The sequence below is a fragment of the Thioclava nitratireducens genome (assembly GCF_001940525.2).
GTDB lineage: Bacteria > Pseudomonadota > Alphaproteobacteria > Rhodobacterales > Rhodobacteraceae > Thioclava > Thioclava nitratireducens.
This window is the reverse complement of the sequence record NZ_CP019437.1, coordinates 2,185,051-2,201,523: the sequence shown is the minus strand read 5'-3', so window position 1 is coordinate 2,201,523 and position 16,473 is coordinate 2,185,051. Positions and strand designations below refer to the sequence as shown.

The following is a 16,473-nucleotide window of genomic DNA, read 5'->3' as shown; positions in this document are numbered from 1 at the left end:
GTTCGAGAGCAGACGCAAAACAACTCGCTAAGTGTTCTGCGCCAACGCTTCGGCTTGCTTCAGGACCAATTGGACGGCCTCGGCCTGCAAGTCAGGCGGATACCCGTATTTGCGAAGAATGCGCTTCACAGACACCCGCATCTTGGCGCGCACATCTTCCCGTTGCCACCAGTCGACGCCAGAATTTTCGCGCACGGACCGAACCAACTCGGCAGCGATGACCTTCAGCTGCTCGTTCTTCAAAACTTCGACTGCACTCTCATTCTGAGCGAGTGCGTCGTAGAAGCTGCGCTCGGCCTCCGACAGATCATCATTCGGTTGCGCCTTGAGCTCATGCGCCAAACCGATGAGTTCCTGGATGACCTGCAAGGCATCGACGCTGCGGTTATGATAGCGCGCAATCGCATCGGTCAGCCGCTCCGAGAACTTCTGGTTCTGCACGACATTACCACGGGTCCGCGCCGCGATTTCTCCATTCAGAAGCTTCTTCAACGCCTCGACGGCAAGGTTTTTGTGCTTCATCCCTTGGATTTCGGCCAGGAACGCTTCGGAAAGAACGCTGATATCGGGACGGTCAAAACCGCAAGCTTCGAGAATGTCGACGACTTCGGTCGAAGCAACTGCGCGGTTGAGGAGCTGTTCTATCGCGAAATCCGACGAGCCGCGGCCGCTCGAGCCACCGGTGACATCGAATTTCTGAAGCGCCGCGCGCACAGCGAGGAAGAATGCCACCTCTTCCGCGTGGGACTTTGCCTCAGGGGCCCCCGAGGCGAGCTTGAAGGCTTTGGCGAGCGCTGCAACGGCGTCGAAATAGCGCTTGCCGAACTCCTTGGTCCCTTCATCGGCCTCTTCGCGTGCGTGGCGCAAAATATGATCGGTCGCCGCTGGCAGGATACTGAGCCGCTCACTTGCCGAACCGCCGAGCACGCCCGCGTAATCGAAACCATGAAAGAGCGCGCGCGCGACATCCAACGCGCTCATGAAAGCCGCGACAGCCTCGCGTTCGTCGATACCCGTTTGCGCCTGGTCTCCCTGCGAGTAATGGGCCAAGGCTTTCTTCAGGTCGGCAGCCAAACCGATATAGTCGACGACGAGCCCGGCGGGCTTGCCTGCAAACACACGGTTTACCCGTGCGATGGCCTGCATCAACCCGTGTCCCTTCATCGGCTTGTCGACGTAGAGCGTATGCATGCAGGGCGCGTCAAAGCCGGTCAGCCACATGTCGCGCACAATCACGAGCTTTAGCGGATCCTGGGTATCCTTGTAGCGTTTGCGCAGGGCTTCGAGTTTCGATTTACTGCGGATATGCGGTTGAAAAGGCTGAGGATCGGTCGCGTTCCCGGTCATCACAACCTTCACAGCGCCGGTTTCGTCGTCTTCGCTGTGCCAATCGGGGCGCGCTGCGACGATACGTTCGTAAACCTCTACGCAAATTCTGCGGCTCATGCAGACGATCATTGCCTTGCCGTCGATGGCCTCAAGCCGAGCGTCGAAATGCGCGAGTATATCGGCGACGACCACATCGAGACGCGGCCCCGCCCCGACCAGCTTTTCAACCTGAGACCACTTGCGTGCGGCTTCTCCAGCCTCGGTCTCGGCCAAGCCTTCGGTCGCCTCGTCGAACTCCTCGTCAAGGCTTTCGCGAAATTCATCCGCTATTTCGACGCGCGCAACGCGACCTTCATAGAAAATCGGGACTGTCGCGCCATCCGCAACTGCCTGTGCGATGTCATAGATATCAATGTAGTCGCCAAAGACGGACCGCGTATTAGCACCAACCAACTCGACGGGTGTGCCCGTGAAAGCAACGTAGACCGCGTTCGGCAAGGCAGACCGCAGGTGATGAGCCAAACCATGACGCATCTCGCCTGTCTTGCGATCGATCTTGGCTTCGAACCCGTATTGCGTGCGATGCGCCTCATCGACCATAACGATGACGTTCGAACGGTCGGTCAGCTCAGGGAATTCCTTTCCACGCTCAGGACGGAACTTCTGAATCGTCGAAAAGACGATCCCGCCGACCTCGCGGTTCAGAAGATCTTTCAGATCGTCGATGCTGTCGGCCTGAACTGGATCCTCGCCGAGCAGATCGCGGCAACGACCGAACGTCGCGAAAAGCTGACTATCAAGGTCATTGCGATCCGTCAGAACGAGAAGGGTTGGGTTCTCGAGCTCGGACAGATGCATGGCGCGCCCGGCAAGAAAGGTCATCAGGAGTGACTTTCCCGAACCTTGCGTGTGCCAGATGACCCCACCCTTTCCATCGTCTCCGCGCGCAGAGAGGATCGACGCCATCGCCTTTCGCACGGCATGATACTGGTGATAGCCTGCGGCCTTCTTTATCGGCCCTTTGCCCTCATCCTCGAAGACGGTGAACCAGCGCAGCATTTCCAGCACCACCGGCCGCTGCAACAACCCATCCGTCAAGGTATTGAGCGCGAGCGCCTCGTTCTCTGGCATGATGGTATCACCATCAATCGTGCGCCACCGCATGAAGCGATCAAACCCAGCAGAGAGCGTGCCGTAGCGCGCATTTATACCATCCGAAATCACCGAGAAAAGCGATGTCCGGAACAGGTTTGGAATGTCCGACTTGTAGGTTTCGACCTGATTGAAGGCGGCCTCAAGGTCAGCCCCTTCTGTTCCTTTCAACTCAACTACGATCAACGGCAGACCGTTGAGATAAAGGACAACATCAGGGATGCGCGGCTTTCGTCCGACCATGTCGACCTGGTTGAAAGCGTGCCAAGCGTTTTCCTGATCCTCCCAGTCCACCAGACGAGCACGATCATGACGCTCTTCTCCCCCGTGAACGTAGGTGACCGGCACGCCATCGGTAATCAGCCCGTGGAGACGTCGGTTCTCTGCCATGAGATCACCAACGAACTTCTCGTCATGCACGCGCGCAATGACCTCTTGAACCGCACCGTCCGGCAACTCCGGGTTCAAACGTCGCACGGCTTTCTCGAACACCTTACGCAGGATCGCTTCGTGAAAGCTTCGACGCTCCGGATCTCGTTTTTCGGGCGAAATTTCGGCGCCGGAGGCAGTGACATAGCCCAGGCCCGCCAGCTTCTCCATCATCGCGTCTTCGAGATCGCTTTCCGAGAGCCACGCCATCAGAGCTTTGCCTCGCCAGCCTTCAACCGACGGTTCAGATCAGCCAGATCCCCCGAAAACGCCTCTTCGATCTTCTCATAGGTATCGCCCAACCATTGGATCATCTCGGGCCAATTCTCTTCCGAAAAGCCGTCAAACGGGTGCCGTGTCTGAATGAGGGCTCGATTCAGGCCTTCCTTCCGGTCCCACTCCAAAGACGCTCCGAATTTTTCTTCGATACTCTCGCGTTTTTCAAGCAGCTGGTCGAAAAGCCATTTGTTTTCGGCCTTTTCTGGGCGCTGCAGAACAATTTCTACGCGCGCTTCGGTCTGCGAGAAAACCAGAGAAAGCGGACAGCCTGATATCCCCGTGCCGCAGCTGATCCAGTTCTCGCGGGATGGGCCAACGCTTTGGAATCGCTGGCTTCCACGCGTCCCAAGTTGTTCAAGCGCCTTTGTCCAGAATGCCAAGCGCAGAGTATGGCTACGCCGCTGCGCACCCTTAGCCGATTTTTCCTCGCTGTCCTTCTCGGCCATCTTGATCATATAATCGGCGGCCTCGGGTGTCGGGATCACCTGCTGCAGGTCGACGAAGATTTCTTCGTCGAACTTGTAGGGCACCACCTTGATACAGCGCGCGTCGATCTGGTGCTCGCGCAACCAAAGCACCGTCGCAGTCACCTCGCGCCGGAAATTCGCGGCGATGAACACCACGCGTTGGTTAGTGCCGTCATTCAGCACGACTTCATCGAGCGTGTCCTCCCCGAGGAATTCACAGATCGCCCCCGCAGCGTCTCCGCCGCCCTGCTTGTCGAGATATTGCTGATAGACGCCGACGATCTCGGCCTTCTTCAGGCTCGAGCAATAGGCCGCGTATTTCAGGGCCTGCCAGACGACATCGCGCCCGGAATCGTCGAGCTTGTTCTCGATAACCACCAGCTGCCCGTTCCGATCGAGCGCCAACAGATCGAGTCGCTCGCGCGTCCCGTCGAACCCGTCGAACTCCTTCTGGATGATCAGCAGCCCCTCCTCGCCCTCACTCATCGCCTCGCATAGCGCATCGGGCATCGAGGCTAACCATTCCTGTAGATGCTCCCGCTCCCGAAATCCCACCTCGGAGAAACTCGTGCGCTCGAGTTTGCGCAGGCGGTTTGCGGAACGGTCGATCTGGAACATCAAACTTCTCGAATTTTGGAAAAATCTATGTGTGCAACGCCTTGAAGCTGCCTTTCAACAAGGAGATCGGTGAGTCCGGTTGCTCCTTCAGACAACATATCAACCCAGTCTGGGCGTCTTTTTGCTGGAATAAAAGTCTGAGCTTCTTCCCCATCCGGCAGCGCAGCGCTTTTGGCAATCTCATTCATTGCACCTTTGGGCCTGCATGGCTGTCCAATACTGAAAAAGCGATGCCAAGGAACCATCCCTGGCTTAATCGCGTCCAATTTCTCCGAGGTAGCGTGTTTCATGAACTGAGCGGTCGTCACTGCACACCCCCAACAATCACGTCCGAAGAAGTCAGGCTGACGCGAGGGGCCAAAAAGAGAGCTATTACGGACGTCGGGATGGTTATAAAGAACGTAGATCGGGTTACTGCCCATTGCTCGGTCGATGAGATCTTGGATCTGACGGTCTCCAGGCTTGAAGCCACCGTATCTCCCATCTTTGATCGGGTTGTCTTTGTAGAGCTTCTTCGCCTGAACTCGAAAGCTGGCCATGCACCCGCCTGGCCCCTCGAAGAACCATTCCCAGTCTGCCCCCTCCGCTTCGATAACGACTTCTTCGGCTTCTGCCTCCACCCCGCCGGGCGCAACGCCTTTTGTCTTTCGAACTCGGCCACCCTCCTGAGCCTTGGAAAACATACGAACGCTCAATCCGAGTGGTGATAGCTTCCGAGCCATCTCCAGTAGAAGCACCTCGGTTATCGTTTCTTCCTGCAATGACAATCCGAACTGGTGCGCTGCGGATTGCTCTTTCCAGACCCACCCCGCGAGCTGGCGCATGTAGACTCGAAAATCTCCAGACGTCAGCGTCATACAACCTCCTCAACCTGTTTCTCGGCATCGCGGATGCGGAGTTCGCCGGACATGAGGCGGGGGAGCAGGGCGTCTCGGAGGGCAGCGAGGTTCGCGCTCTCGGCGCAGAGCCCCGCAACCCGATCAAACCATGTTCCGGCGAGGTCGCGGAATGCGCTCCGGACCGGGTCTGGTGCGACGACGCATGGTAGCGGCCGGAAATTCTTCTTCGAAATCTCCTGGAAGGTCGATCCGTTCGCGTTCGCAAGGATCGCGTCCATGTTCGACTGAACCCAGAAATACGCTTCGACTGAGGAAATCCGGGCGGTTTCGCGCAGAGCGATGAAACCCTGGTTCACCGCAACCGGGTTCTGCGCAATGGCGACGTATCCGATGGGAGCACGCGACGACAGAAGGACGGTTCCGGCCGGGGAGAGGCCCGAGGATATCTTGGCGAGCCCGGCATCGGTCAGTGTCCTGTCCGTCTCGAACAGGACGGGCTGGCCGAGTTTTGACAAGTCCCGAGGCGTCGCCCAACGGTGCGGGCCATCCCAGAAGCTCGGCTCCTTTGTCTTCGGGGTTGCGCCGCCACCTGTCTCGGCCACCTCGCCGATGGTGGACATGTCCCACCCCTTCGGCAGGCCGTCGGGGCCGAAGCTGTCGGGGAAGAGGGCTGCGGTGGCGGCGTCCATGTGGGCGGGGGGCTGGCCGAGGGCGCGGGCGTGGACGGGGTCGAAATCCACGAACCAGGACCGATAAAGCGCCCGCGCCATCTCCTCCAGCGTCGCGCTCATCCGGCGGTTCAGCTCGATCTTGTCGTCGAGGGCGCCGAGGGTCCTCGATATTGAAATCTGGGTCTTCAGGTTCGGCAATGAAATGGGAAGCCGCTTGATCGTCGCCTGATTGAGTGAGGCCATGGTGGACCCAGTCGAATTTTGGATCAGCCAATCCCGAACTATGGGCGAGCCGATCCAATAGCGCACAAATCGCGAAGATACTGTGCTGGGAAGCCGCAAGCGAATGCCGTCCGAACCAAGAAACCATCCAGCTTCTCGCTGGCCAATAAGAGCAGTCCGATCGACACTACCCTTACGAGCGAAAACAATATCGCCCTCCCGCAAGACGTATTCTGGGAGCCGCGTCGTAACGGCTTCATCGACAAATGGGGTGCGATCATGGAGGTGGATCACGCCGTGCCCGATTTCACCGACCGAAATGACAGGGACGCCAGAGTTAGTATACTCAGAAGCCTTCAGTGCAGTGCCAAACGGCCCGGTTTTCACTTCACCGCCGAACTCAGTAAGAACGTCACCGATAGTTGTCGGGTGTTGTTCCTCACTCATTCCAAGGCCTCCAACCGCGCCTCGATCTCCTGCTCCAACCGCCTCCCCTCGGCAAACTGCGCCCGGAGCTCCGCAGTCAGCCGCTCGAACTTCTCCTCGAAAGGCTCGCCATCCTCCTCGGCCGCGCTGGCGCCGACATAACGGCCCGGGGTCAGGACGTAGTCGTGCTTGGCGATCTCCTCCATGGAGGCCGCCTTGCAGAAGCCCGGCTCGTCGGCATAGGCGCCCGCGTCTGGCTCGCCGCGCCAAGCGTGGTAGGCGGCGGCGATGCGCTCAATCTCCTCGCGCGACAGCTCCTTCTGTTTGCGCGATCCGGGCACCAGCGCGCCCATCTTGCGGGCGTCGATGAACAGCACCTGACCTCGCCGGTCGCGCAGTTTGGCGTCCTTTGCGATCCCGTTCGACTTGTCCTTCGCCAAGATCCAGATGCAGGCCGGGATCTGCGTCCCGTAGAACAGTTGACCCGGCAGCGCGATCATCGCATCCACCGCGCCACCTTCGACCATGGCGCGGCGAATGTCGCCCTCGCCGCTCGACACAGACGACATCGAGCCGTTCGCCATGACCACGCCTGCGATGCCGGTGCTGCCCAGCTTGTCGTAGATGTGCTGCATCCAGGCAAAATTCGCATTGCCGACCGGCGGCGTGCCGTATTTCCAGCGCCGATCCTCGGCCAGGATGTCGCCCGACCAGTCCGAGATGTTGAAGGGCGGGTTGGCCATGACGAAGTCGAACTTCTCATCCGGGAAGGCGTCACGCAAAAGCGTGCCTTCAGCGTTCCACTGGATGTTGGCGACGATGCCCCGGATTGCGAGGTTCATGCGCGCAAGGCCGTAGGTGGTGTGGTTGCGCTCCTGCCCGTAGATGGCAAGGTCAGCGCGGCGGCCTGAATGATGCTCGAGGAAGCGCTCGGACTGCACCATGAAGGAGCCTGAGCCGCAGCATGGCTCGTAAAGGCGGCCCTTCATCGGCTCGATCATATCGACGATCAGTTCGACCACGGGTTTCGGCGTGTGGAAATCACCGCCACGCTTGCCCTCGTTGCTGGCGAACTCCGAGATGAAATATTCGTAGATCCGACCGATCAGGTCGAAATCCTTGGGTGTGCCGTCGAACTTAATGTTCGAGAACAGGTCGATCAGCCCGGTGACGATGGCGGGATCGAGCGCCTCGCGACCGAAGACCTTGGGGAGCGCGCCCTTGAGCTGCTCATTCTCAGCCTCGATCGCACGCATCGCGTTGTCGACCTGAACGCCAATCTTCGGGTCCTTCGCATTTGCGGAAAGCGTCTTCCAACGCGCCGGTTCCGGCACCCAGAAAATACCGTCGGCAAGGTATTCATCGACATCCTCGGCGATCTCCTGCCCCTCGGGCAGAAGCTCGTCATATTTGCGCTGAAACGCGACGCCGATATAGCGCAGGAACAGCAGGCCGAGCGCCACATGCTTGTATTCGCCCGGGTCCATCGACCCGCGCATCTTGTCCGCGGCCGCAAATAGCGTCGTCTCGATCGACATGACCCCCCTCCCCTTTGGCGCCACCCGCCAATGCGTTGTTTTCTTATGTCGATTGATGCCCTGTGGACGTGGCGTTGGCAACCTGAGCGCGAGCTTTTTAGGGGAAATGTGACCTCGCCCGGGGGCAAGAAAACCGTGGTCTAACAGTGGCCTATGTAAAATCCGGAATTCGTGTCCCCAACACTTCCGTATCTTCCCGAGCCGCTTTCAGGAGAAAAGCGAGCATCGCAAACGAAAGGAACTGATATGTCGAAATCGAAACCCATGACCATGTCGGCAGTCAAACGCATTCAATCGGCCGAAGCCAAGTCGAACGGCGGCCAGACGGCCAAAGGCAGCTTCACGACGCGTGCGATGGCTGCCGCGGCAGCCAATGCCGCAAAACCGTCGCCGAAGAAATGAAATACTTGGGGTGGCGGCTTTGTCGTCACCCCTTTGCACAGGCACACGCCATGACTTATTCAAGCAACAAGGACATTGATCGCCTCGTCCGGCAGGAATTGCGCAACGGAGCGAGATACGCTCGCGGCTCCAAGCACGGGAAGCTCATTCTACCCTGCGGGGCCAGAGTCGTGTTCTCTCGGAGCCCCGGCGATCGACGCGCCTTTCAAAATTTTCGCGGACAGATCCGCCGTTCAAGAATTCAATCAGAGACAATTTCGACGGGAGAATTTGCATGACCCATGATCTTACGCCAATCCCTCAACCGTCGGAGATCGTCGCCTTCCTGGTTCGAAATCTCTCTCATGTGGACGATCAGGCAAATCCGGAACTGAAGAAACGCCTGCAGAGAATGCGCACGGGGAAGCCGCTCTCAGTCGACGCCGCGATGGATATTCTCGACGGCAAGTTGAAGCGCTTTCGAGCTGCCAATGGCAACACCGCCACGTGGGACAATGACATTCGTTCAGCACTTGAAGGCTATATCGCGCTTTGTTTGCACCTCGATTGCGGTGCGATCCCCGCGGTCGCCATTCGCCAACTTTTCGATCGGATCGCCGCTGGTTTCTTCTTCGCTCTCTTCGATGCGACACTCCAAGGGATGGGTGTCTCTGCCGACGAAATTCTCGGACGACCGTCCACGGCGACAGCACTGCTTTGGCAATCACGTCTGAAAGACCACAACCCGAGCGTTCTCGCGCGAGAACTCAGCGAAATCACCGGCCTCCGTCGTGAAGGCGAGCACTGGGACCGCCTTCTGCGCGGTTGGACCGCGTCCAAGCACCAGATGCGAACGGACACGATCTTGCGGCTCATGGAGCACTGGGATCAACGCTTCGGTCGCGCGCTGCTCCTCGTTCACCTTTACGAAAACTACTGTAACCTCGCGATCGTAGACCCAAGCCAGCACACGCTTGAACAAGCGCTACCGATTAATCTATTTCGCATACGCCACGAGATAGAGGAACTGCAAACAGGGAAATACGCTGCGTGTTGTAAGCTTTCGCCAGGTATGGATGAAGCAGCGAACATCCTGCTCGATGTCACCGATCCAAATCGTCGCAAAGAACCAGGTGATGCGAAGAAAGCTAAAGAATGTCTGGGTGAACTTGACTTGGCGCTCTCCGGCCAGCCGCGCCTTGCAGGGTTGGGCGCGTTGCGGGGGCGCTACTTCGTCCAGATGGGGCTGATCGATGAAGCAATCGAAGCTTTCGAGGGTGCCGCGAATTGGTTCCTGTTCCGCAGCGCCGTGCAGTTGAAAACAAGCCTTCACCATTTGCTGATCGTCGCAGCTGCGGGAGGTAAGAAAACGACGGCAACGCACTGGAAGGGGTGGGCTGAAGCACTGGAACTTCAGGTATCGATCCCGGACCCAGCCCTCTCCTTAATGCGTGAATTTCCAGATCCCTTTCCCGAAGCTGAATCATCTCAAAATACGAACCCGGTCGGAAAATATTCTCTTAACTTGGATGACTGGCGAAGCCGAAAACCCGACTTACGGAACCCGAACCGGCTTTTCAAAGGATTTGGCCCAACACGAACACCGCAGCTCGCGCTCTTTGCCAGCCTGGGCCAAGCAGACAAGGTGAACGCCCTTCTTGCTGCGGGAGCAGATCCAGAAATGCTGGACGCCAGTAATGGTTCGGCCCTTCTTTGCGCCATTCAAGAGGGCGACGATGCGTGTGTCGATGAGCTGATCGCGGTCACTTCCAAAAAAACCATCAATACACGCACAAAAAAGGACACAGCCCGCTCCACGAAGCGATCTCGAAATGTCGTCCGGACTGGGTGCAGGCCCTAATAGTGAAGGGAGCGGATATCGAGCTTCCCGGAAGGCGTGGTCAGAGCCCACTATACAACGCGGTCGATGGCTTTTCCTCGGCCAAACGAATTATCGCTAACCTCCGCGACCCGAACGCAGTTGCGCGCAACATCGACCGCATCCCTGCTCCGTTGTTGCCAAGTAACTCGCCATTCGTTTCCGAGCAGGCAGATGTGATTGTCCAGAGCCTCGGAAAGTATCCAGGATTGATGCATGGCCTTGCCAAGAGCTTCTGCCGCACACCCAATAAACACACGGGGGCCAAAGAGATTTTGACACTGCTCCTGGAAGCTGGCGCTGATCCAAACCAACGCGTTGAACATCACGAAATGACGCCCTTCCTCTATGCTGTCGAGATCGGAGACGAGTGGCTCCTGAAAACTCTCCTCGATCATGGTGCTGACATCCGTTCTCGCGAGTGAGGCGTGGGTCGTTCGTCGTGGCAAGTCATAGAGTCGGCGTCGCAATCTTGCGTTCCTCATTCTTCCGTTTGTTCCCAAGGACTTCGTCACCCCAACGCTCTCAACGAGATTTCCGGTCCAGAAGGCACTTCAAGCGAAAAATGCTCACCTTGGAACACTTACATTCGGCGACACAATGCTCCTCCGGGAACTGGTTTGACTCGATTCGCCAAGTGCACTGAACCTGCGGTATCTCGTCGGCACAGGCGGAGGTGCCTAACGTCCAGCTGTAAGCTATTTCAGGCAGCGCGTTGCGGACGGGAAGGCTCCACCGGAAAGCGTTCACATGAGGTAAAAATGAACGAAAAATTCGCTCCCCTTGTTCCGCGGCTCGAGCTGCAACTGATGGGCTTGTATGATGGCTCTCCTCTGATCGAGATCGAGGAACTCGCAGATCGTTGGTTCAATCTGACGCCAGCCAAGTTGCTCTATAAGTGCAACACAGGGACAATCGATCTGATCATTACTCCGCTCGGGGATTCACAGAAAGCGAAGAAAGTCATTACCGCTCATGATTTCGCGGTTTACGTGGCCCATCAACGAGCCGCTGCAGAGGCCGAGAGGCAAAAGCTTCTGAACTGGTAACCTGAACATCAGGAAGTCAAATGAAAGGGACCGCACTGCGGTCCCTTTTTTCGTGCTTGCGTGGTCTTGGAAATGCTGAGACGATCTCCGTATGACCGGGCCTTTCACAGACATCTTGAGAAACGAAGTGCTACAAAAGTGCTACGCGCCTCACTCAGGTCCTAAAATGCGCCTTGTTTTATTGGCTCTCCGCGATCAATCCGTCCAGTCCATCATCGGCGCGACCGAGAGCTTCGCTGCGCGGATCAGGGCGTCATCTGTCGTCATCGCATCTCTCATCGGGTCTGTCTCGGGGCCGTCTCGATAGCGCCTGTGCCGCCCCCAAGGCGCTGAAATTCCGGAAACTGGGGGAAATGGCGCACCCAGAAGGATTCGAACCTTCGGCCTCTGCCTTCGGAGGGCAGCGCTCTATCCAGCTGAGCTATGGGTGCCTGAAGCGGCGTATAAAGAAGGAGCGCGCGGCTCGCAACTGGGAAATCGGCTTACCGCGCGGCGAGCGCGTCGTCGAGCACGCCTGCCAGCACGTCGCGCGGCACATCCGACGTCACGAAAGCCTCCCCGATGCCGCGCGCGAGAATGAAGCGCAGCTTGCCATCGAGCACTTTCTTGTCCTGCGCCATCAGGTCGATCAGCGCGTCGCGCCCCGGCAAATCGCCTTCGATATCGGCCAGATCGGTCTTCATCCCCATGTCGCGCAGATGCGCACGCACGCGGCTCGGTGCCTCTTGCGAACACAGGCCGAGGCGCTGGCTGAGCTCGAACGCCATCGCGCAGCCGATCGCCACGCCCTCGCCATGCAGGAGGCGGTCGGAATAGCCTGTCGCGGCCTCCAGCGCGTGGCAGAACGTGTGGCCAAGGTTGAGGAGTGCGCGGTCGCCCTCCTCCGTCTCGTCGCGCGCCACGATCTCGGCCTTCATCTCGACCGAGCGTTTCACAGCATGCAGGCGCTTTTCCATGTCGCCTTGCGCCATAGCTGGCGCATTCGCCTCGAGCCAGTCGAAGAAATCCGCATCGCCCAGAAGGCCGTATTTCACCACCTCGCCATAGCCCGCGAGGAAGTCACGCGGCTCGAGCGTGCCGAGCACGTCGAGATCGGCCAGCACCAGCGAGGGCTGATGGAAGGCGCCGATCAGGTTCTTGCCCTGCGGCGCGTTGATCCCGGTCTTGCCGCCCACGGAGCTGTCGACCTGCGCGAGGAGCGAGGTCGGGATCTGCACGAAGCGCACGCCCCGGCGTAGCACGGCGGCCGCAAACCCCACCAGGTCGCCGATCACGCCGCCGCCCAAAGCGATGACGATATCCTTGCGCTCGACCTTCTGCTCCAGCAGCCATTCGACGGTGCGGGTGAATTGCGGCCAGCTCTTCGTACCCTCGCCCGGCGGCAAGGTCAGCGAGACCATCTCGATATCGCCAAGACCGCGGCGCAGGGTTGCGAGATGCAGATCGGCCACCGTCTGATCGGCGACGACGGCCACGCGCGGACGGCGCAGCAAGGGTGCGATCTCGGTGCCTGCGTTTTCCAAGAGCCCGGTGCCGATGCGCACCTCGTAGGAACGCTCGCCCAGCTCGACCGGCACGATCTCACGCATCTTTCACCTCTTCGATCAATCCATCCACCTCGCGCAGATGGCTCACCACCTTGCGCGCCATCCCCAGCACGGAGAGGCCCGGTTCGGCCTCCACCACGATTTGGGCCTTCTCGTAATGCGGAAGGCGCGCCGTGAGCAGGTCGCTCAGCGTCCGTTTCGGGTCGGCTGTGCGCAGCAGGGGCCGCGTGTTCTTGTGGCGCACGCGATTCCACAGGATATCCAGATCCGCCTTCAGCCAGACCGACACGCCCAGCCGGTTGATCAACTCGCGGTTCTTTTCCGACAGGAAAGCCCCGCCTCCGGTGGAGATGACGCCGGGCGGCCCCATCAGCAGCCGCTCCAGCACTTCCGATTCGCGGGCGCGGAAGAACGGCTCGCCATCGCGGGCGAAAATTTCGGCCACGGTCATCTGGGCGGCGCGTTCGATTTCGTGGTCGCTGTCGAGAAACGGCGAATCGAGCATCTTGGACAGCGCGGTACCAACGGCGGTCTTTCCAGACCCCATCATGCCCACGAGCACGACGGAGCGCGTCAGATGGCCCACTTTCCCGGTTTCGCCTTCCACTGCGCCCCCTGCCTCGCGTCGCCTGCGGTATTCCTGCCCTGTCAATCCCGGCGGGGCGGACAAGGCTTGCCATCGGCGGAGCCTTGCACAATCGTGACGCAGGACCCCTTGAATGGCGTGAACTTCCCTGAAATGCCATATATGATCAACGCGAAACCGCAACCAAGAACGGCCCGCCCGCCGAGAGACACGATCTGGGACGGGCCGCGACAGACGGCAGAAAAGAGAGATTATGGGGCGCATCTTCAAGCTTATCGTCATCCTTCTGGTGCTTGGCGCGATCGGCGTGATCGGCTTTGCTTACTTGGGCGACATGAGCCCCGACAGTCAGGAACAGCGTATCGAGGTCACCCTGCCCGACGGCACGGGTGCCGCGGCGGGCGCGGGTAGTTCCGATGCGAGCACCAAGACGGGTACCGATGCCGGGACCGACGGAGATACTGCGAGTGGCAACTGATCGCCGTCCGGCGATCCTCGGCCTGATCTGGCTGAGCGGTTTCGCGCTTGGCGGTCTCGTGGCGGATCCGGCCGCCGCGCAATCGACGACGCCGGTGGATGCCTCCGCGACGACCGGCAGCCCGATGTCCGCAATCGACTGGCTTTCACATTCGCTGGCGACCACGCCGCGCGGCGGCTCGACCTCTTCGCAAGCTCCGGTCACCGGCGCGGGCGGGATCGAGGATATCGCGGTGCTCTCGCTCGATGCGCCCTCCGCCGACAGCCTGGGTCTTCTGACCCCGGATCGCACCGGATTGCCGCGCGATCTCTGGGGCAAGACGCCCGAGCCGGAACTGGCGCAGGCGCTGCGGGCAATGCCGCTCGATCAGCTGCCCGCGCTTCAGGGCTTGAGCCTGACGCTTCTGCTGGCGGAACTGAATCCGCCCCAGATCGAGACGCCGGCGCAACGCAACCAGCTCTTCCTCGCCCGGATCGACCGGCTATTGGACATGGGTGCGCTGGAACAGGCGAATGCCCTTCTGGGACAGGCAGGCACGGCGAGCCCCGAGATTTTCCGCCGCAGCTTCGACGTAGCGCTGCTTCTCGGGCAGGAAAACCGCGCCTGCAAGATCATCGAGCGCACTCCCGGCATCGCACCATCCTACGCGGCGCGGGTGTTCTGCCTAGCGCGCAACGGGCAATGGGACACGGCCGAGCTGACCTATGGCACCGGCAGTGCGCTGGGGCAGATCCCGGCAGAGGACCAGTCGCTGCTGGAGCAATTCCTCGATCCGGCGCTGGCCGAGGAGGCCGGCGATGCGCCGCCGCCCGATCACGTCACGCCCTTGGCTTTCAAGATGATGGAGGCGATCGGTCAGCCGCTGCCTACTGCGACGCTGCCGCTGGCCTTCGCACAGGCGGATCTGACCGAGAATAACGGCTGGAAGTCGCAATTGGAGGCCGCCGAGCGACTGGCCCGCGCGGGTGTGCTCGACCCGAACCAGTTGCTGGGGCTCTATACCGAGCGCAAGGCAGCCGCGTCGGGCGCGCTCTGGGATCGCGTGTCGGCGGTGAGCGCGCTGGATGATGCGTTGGAGAGCGGCAAAGCCGATGCGATCGCGACCGCCCTGCCCGCCGCCTATGATGCGATGGCCCCGGAAGACCTGGTCCCGGTGCTGGGCACCCTGTTCGGCGACCGGCTCGCGGGCATGGACCTGCCGGGCCGCGCCGGGCGCATCGCCTATGAGCTGAGCCTGCTCACCCCGAATTACGAAGAGAACGCCCTGAAATCGGCGCCGCAGTCACCGCGGGCCAAGCTGCTCAAGGCTCTCGCTGCGGGCGATACCGGAACCGCGCCAGCGACCGGGGCCCGCGATCAGGTGCTTAAATCCGTCTTTGATGCGTCCCCCGCTGCGCCGCCTGCTCGCTACGAGAGCTTGCTGCCCGACCAGCTGGGCCTCGCCCTGATCGAAGCGATCGGCGATGTAAGCGAGGGATCGAAAGGCGATTACCCGCGGCTTCGGGAGGGTCTGAGCCTACTACGGCTCGCCGGGCTGGAAACCGTCGCCCGGCGCGCCGCGATCGAGATGATTGTACTCGGAGACACCCCGTGACCGGCCCCGGTTCAGACGCGCCGCCCGATCCGCAATGGCTGCCGATCTTCCTCGATGCTCAGGCCGCCGAAGCGGGCGCAGCACGCAACACGATCCTGAGTTACGGGCGTGATCTCAATGACTTCGCGGGGTTTCTTCAGGCAAAGGGGCTTAGCTACGCCAGCCTCACTCGCGCCGATATCGAGACCTACCTGATCCGCTGCGAGGCAGAGGGTCTGGCGAAATCGACCCGCGCGCGCAGACTCTCCGCGATCCGGCAGCTTTACCGCTTCGCCTATGAGGAAGGCTGGCGCGCGGACAATCCGGCGATCCGCATCTCCGGCCCCGGGCGCGCGCAGCGCCTGCCCAAGACGCTGAGCCTCGAGGAGGTGGAGGCTCTGCTGGAGGCTGCCCGCGATCAGGGCCGCTCGCAAAAGGACCAGATCCGCAATCGCTGCCTGATGGAACTGCTCTACGCGACCGGGATGCGGGTGTCCGAGCTGGTCTCCCTGCCCGTTTCCTCCGCGCGCGGCGACCCCCGGATGCTACTCGTGCGCGGCAAGGGCGACAAGGAGAGGATGGTGCCGCTCTCGCCCCCCGCTCGCGAGGCGCTCGCCGACTGGCTGACCGCGCGCGACGAGGCCGAGGAACAGGCGCGCATCGAACACCGCGCGCCGCCCTCGCGCTACCTTTTCCCGTCGGGCGGCAAGGAAGGTCACCTCACGCGACAGGGCTTTCACAAGCTCTTGAAGGATATCGCGGTCAAGGCCGGGGTGAGCCCCGCCAAGGTCACGCCCCACGTCTTGCGCCACGCCTTCGCCACCCATCTTCTGCAAGGCGGTGCCGATCTGCGGGCGATTCAGATGCTTCTGGGGCACGCGGACCTGTCGACCACGGAGATCTACACCCATGTGCTGGACGAACGGCTCAAGGAGCTGGTGCTGACCCATCACCCGCTGGCGAAACCGCGCGGCAAAAGTGACGGCACCGCTTGAATGCGTCCTGCCCGC

Annotated in this window: 14 protein-coding genes and 1 tRNA gene; 7 read left to right on the top strand and 8 right to left on the bottom strand. The window is 60.4% G+C overall.

The features are described 5' to 3' along the window. Positions 1 to 27: 27 nt before the first annotated feature. From BMG03_RS10540 to BMG03_RS10520, 5 genes are read right to left on the bottom strand one after another with little or no spacing between them, the layout of a single operon-like run. Positions 28 to 3,120, bottom strand: coding sequence for a type I restriction endonuclease subunit R (locus BMG03_RS10540; protein WP_075776458.1), 3,093 nt, complete (start codon positions 3,118 to 3,120; stop codon positions 28 to 30). Further along, positions 3,120 to 4,274: a DUF4268 domain-containing protein gene (locus tag BMG03_RS10535; protein ID WP_075776459.1), complete on the bottom strand. Its 1,155-nt coding sequence runs from the start codon at positions 4,272 to 4,274 to the stop codon at positions 3,120 to 3,122. The genes BMG03_RS10540 and BMG03_RS10535 overlap by 1 nt, the downstream gene beginning before the upstream one ends. Further along, positions 4,274 to 5,131, bottom strand: coding sequence for a hypothetical protein (locus BMG03_RS10530; protein ID WP_075776460.1), 858 nt, complete (start codon positions 5,129 to 5,131; stop codon positions 4,274 to 4,276). Before BMG03_RS10530 ends, BMG03_RS10535 begins: the two co-directional genes overlap by 1 nt. Beyond that, on the bottom strand, positions 5,128 to 6,453 hold the full coding sequence (locus BMG03_RS10525) for a restriction endonuclease subunit S (RefSeq protein ID WP_075776461.1): 1,326 nt from the start codon (positions 6,451 to 6,453) through the stop codon (positions 5,128 to 5,130). Before BMG03_RS10525 ends, BMG03_RS10530 begins: the two co-directional genes overlap by 4 nt. Continuing rightward, complete coding sequence (locus BMG03_RS10520) at positions 6,450 to 7,970, bottom strand: type I restriction-modification system subunit M (RefSeq protein ID WP_075776462.1); 1,521 nt, start codon at positions 7,968 to 7,970, stop codon at positions 6,450 to 6,452. The genes BMG03_RS10525 and BMG03_RS10520 overlap by 4 nt, the downstream gene beginning before the upstream one ends. Before the next feature lie 246 nt (positions 7,971 to 8,216). On the opposite strand from BMG03_RS10520, the gene BMG03_RS20730 reads away from it, so the two are divergent. The 4 genes from BMG03_RS20730 to BMG03_RS10505 all read left to right on the top strand — a co-directional run bounded on the left by BMG03_RS20730 (position 8,217) and on the right by BMG03_RS10505 (position 11,279). Beyond that, positions 8,217 to 8,372 (top strand): hypothetical protein, encoded by a 156-nt coding sequence (locus BMG03_RS20730; protein ID WP_157771580.1) that lies wholly within the window; start codon positions 8,217 to 8,219, stop codon positions 8,370 to 8,372. Positions 8,373 to 8,646: 274 nt separating this feature from the next. Next, complete coding sequence (locus BMG03_RS10515; protein WP_075776464.1) at positions 8,647 to 10,212, top strand: ankyrin repeat domain-containing protein; 1,566 nt, start codon at positions 8,647 to 8,649, stop codon at positions 10,210 to 10,212. Further along, the gene (locus BMG03_RS21325; RefSeq protein ID WP_425275168.1) at positions 10,176 to 10,655 is read left to right on the top strand and encodes an ankyrin repeat domain-containing protein; all 480 of its coding nucleotides are present in this window, start codon (positions 10,176 to 10,178) and stop codon (positions 10,653 to 10,655) included. The genes BMG03_RS10515 and BMG03_RS21325 overlap by 37 nt, the downstream gene beginning before the upstream one ends. Positions 10,656 to 10,991: 336 nt before the next feature. Beyond that, the gene (locus tag BMG03_RS10505; protein WP_075776466.1) at positions 10,992 to 11,279 is read left to right on the top strand and encodes a pyocin activator PrtN family protein; all 288 of its coding nucleotides are present in this window, start codon (positions 10,992 to 10,994) and stop codon (positions 11,277 to 11,279) included. A gap of 354 nt (positions 11,280 to 11,633) precedes the next feature. On the opposite strand, the gene BMG03_RS10500 is transcribed toward BMG03_RS10505, so the two are convergent. From BMG03_RS10500 to BMG03_RS21020, 3 genes are all read right to left on the bottom strand, one after another. Then, positions 11,634 to 11,710 (bottom strand) — tRNA-Arg (locus tag BMG03_RS10500). Between the two features lie 51 nt (positions 11,711 to 11,761). Continuing rightward, a complete protein-coding gene (aroB, locus tag BMG03_RS10495) occupies positions 11,762 to 12,868 on the bottom strand; it encodes a 3-dehydroquinate synthase (protein WP_075776467.1) in 1,107 nt (368 codons plus the stop codon). Next, the gene (locus tag BMG03_RS21020) at positions 12,861 to 13,433 is read right to left on the bottom strand and encodes a shikimate kinase (RefSeq protein WP_276206163.1); all 573 of its coding nucleotides are present in this window, start codon (positions 13,431 to 13,433) and stop codon (positions 12,861 to 12,863) included. The genes aroB and BMG03_RS21020 overlap by 8 nt, the downstream gene beginning before the upstream one ends. Positions 13,434 to 13,665: 232 nt before the next feature. Here BMG03_RS21020 and BMG03_RS20725 point away from each other — a divergent pair, with 232 nt between their 5' ends. Genes BMG03_RS20725 through BMG03_RS10480 form a run of 3 tightly spaced genes read left to right on the top strand, consistent with a single transcriptional unit; the run spans position 13,666 to position 16,458 of the window. Beyond that, the gene (locus tag BMG03_RS20725) at positions 13,666 to 13,890 is read left to right on the top strand and encodes a hypothetical protein (RefSeq protein WP_075776469.1); all 225 of its coding nucleotides are present in this window, start codon (positions 13,666 to 13,668) and stop codon (positions 13,888 to 13,890) included. After that, positions 13,880 to 15,484 (top strand): hypothetical protein, encoded by a 1,605-nt coding sequence (locus BMG03_RS10485; RefSeq protein ID WP_077701216.1) that lies wholly within the window; start codon positions 13,880 to 13,882, stop codon positions 15,482 to 15,484. Before BMG03_RS20725 ends, BMG03_RS10485 begins: the two co-directional genes overlap by 11 nt. Continuing rightward, positions 15,481 to 16,458, top strand: a complete 978-nt coding sequence (locus tag BMG03_RS10480; protein ID WP_075776470.1) for a site-specific tyrosine recombinase XerD — start codon at positions 15,481 to 15,483, stop codon at positions 16,456 to 16,458. The genes BMG03_RS10485 and BMG03_RS10480 overlap by 4 nt, the downstream gene beginning before the upstream one ends. Positions 16,459 to 16,473: the final 15 nt, after the last annotated feature.

Coding starts and splice junctions, on each gene's coding strand:
- BMG03_RS10505 (WP_075776466.1), top strand. CDS start 10,992: ATGAACGAAAAATTCGCTCCCCTTGTTCCGCGGCTCGAGCTGCAACTG.
- BMG03_RS10530 (WP_075776460.1), bottom strand. CDS start 5,131: ATGACGCTGACGTCTGGAGATTTTCGAGTCTACATGCGCCAGCTCGCG.
- BMG03_RS20725 (WP_075776469.1), top strand. CDS start 13,666: ATGGGGCGCATCTTCAAGCTTATCGTCATCCTTCTGGTGCTTGGCGCG.
- BMG03_RS20730 (WP_157771580.1), top strand. CDS start 8,217: ATGTCGAAATCGAAACCCATGACCATGTCGGCAGTCAAACGCATTCAA.
- BMG03_RS10540 (WP_075776458.1), bottom strand. CDS start 3,120: ATGGCGTGGCTCTCGGAAAGCGATCTCGAAGACGCGATGATGGAGAAG.
- BMG03_RS10515 (WP_075776464.1), top strand. CDS start 8,647: ATGACCCATGATCTTACGCCAATCCCTCAACCGTCGGAGATCGTCGCC.
- BMG03_RS10520 (WP_075776462.1), bottom strand. CDS start 7,970: ATGTCGATCGAGACGACGCTATTTGCGGCCGCGGACAAGATGCGCGGG.
- BMG03_RS10525 (WP_075776461.1), bottom strand. CDS start 6,453: ATGAGTGAGGAACAACACCCGACAACTATCGGTGACGTTCTTACTGAG.
- aroB (WP_075776467.1), bottom strand. CDS start 12,868: ATGCGTGAGATCGTGCCGGTCGAGCTGGGCGAGCGTTCCTACGAGGTG.
- BMG03_RS10535 (WP_075776459.1), bottom strand. CDS start 4,274: ATGTTCCAGATCGACCGTTCCGCAAACCGCCTGCGCAAACTCGAGCGC.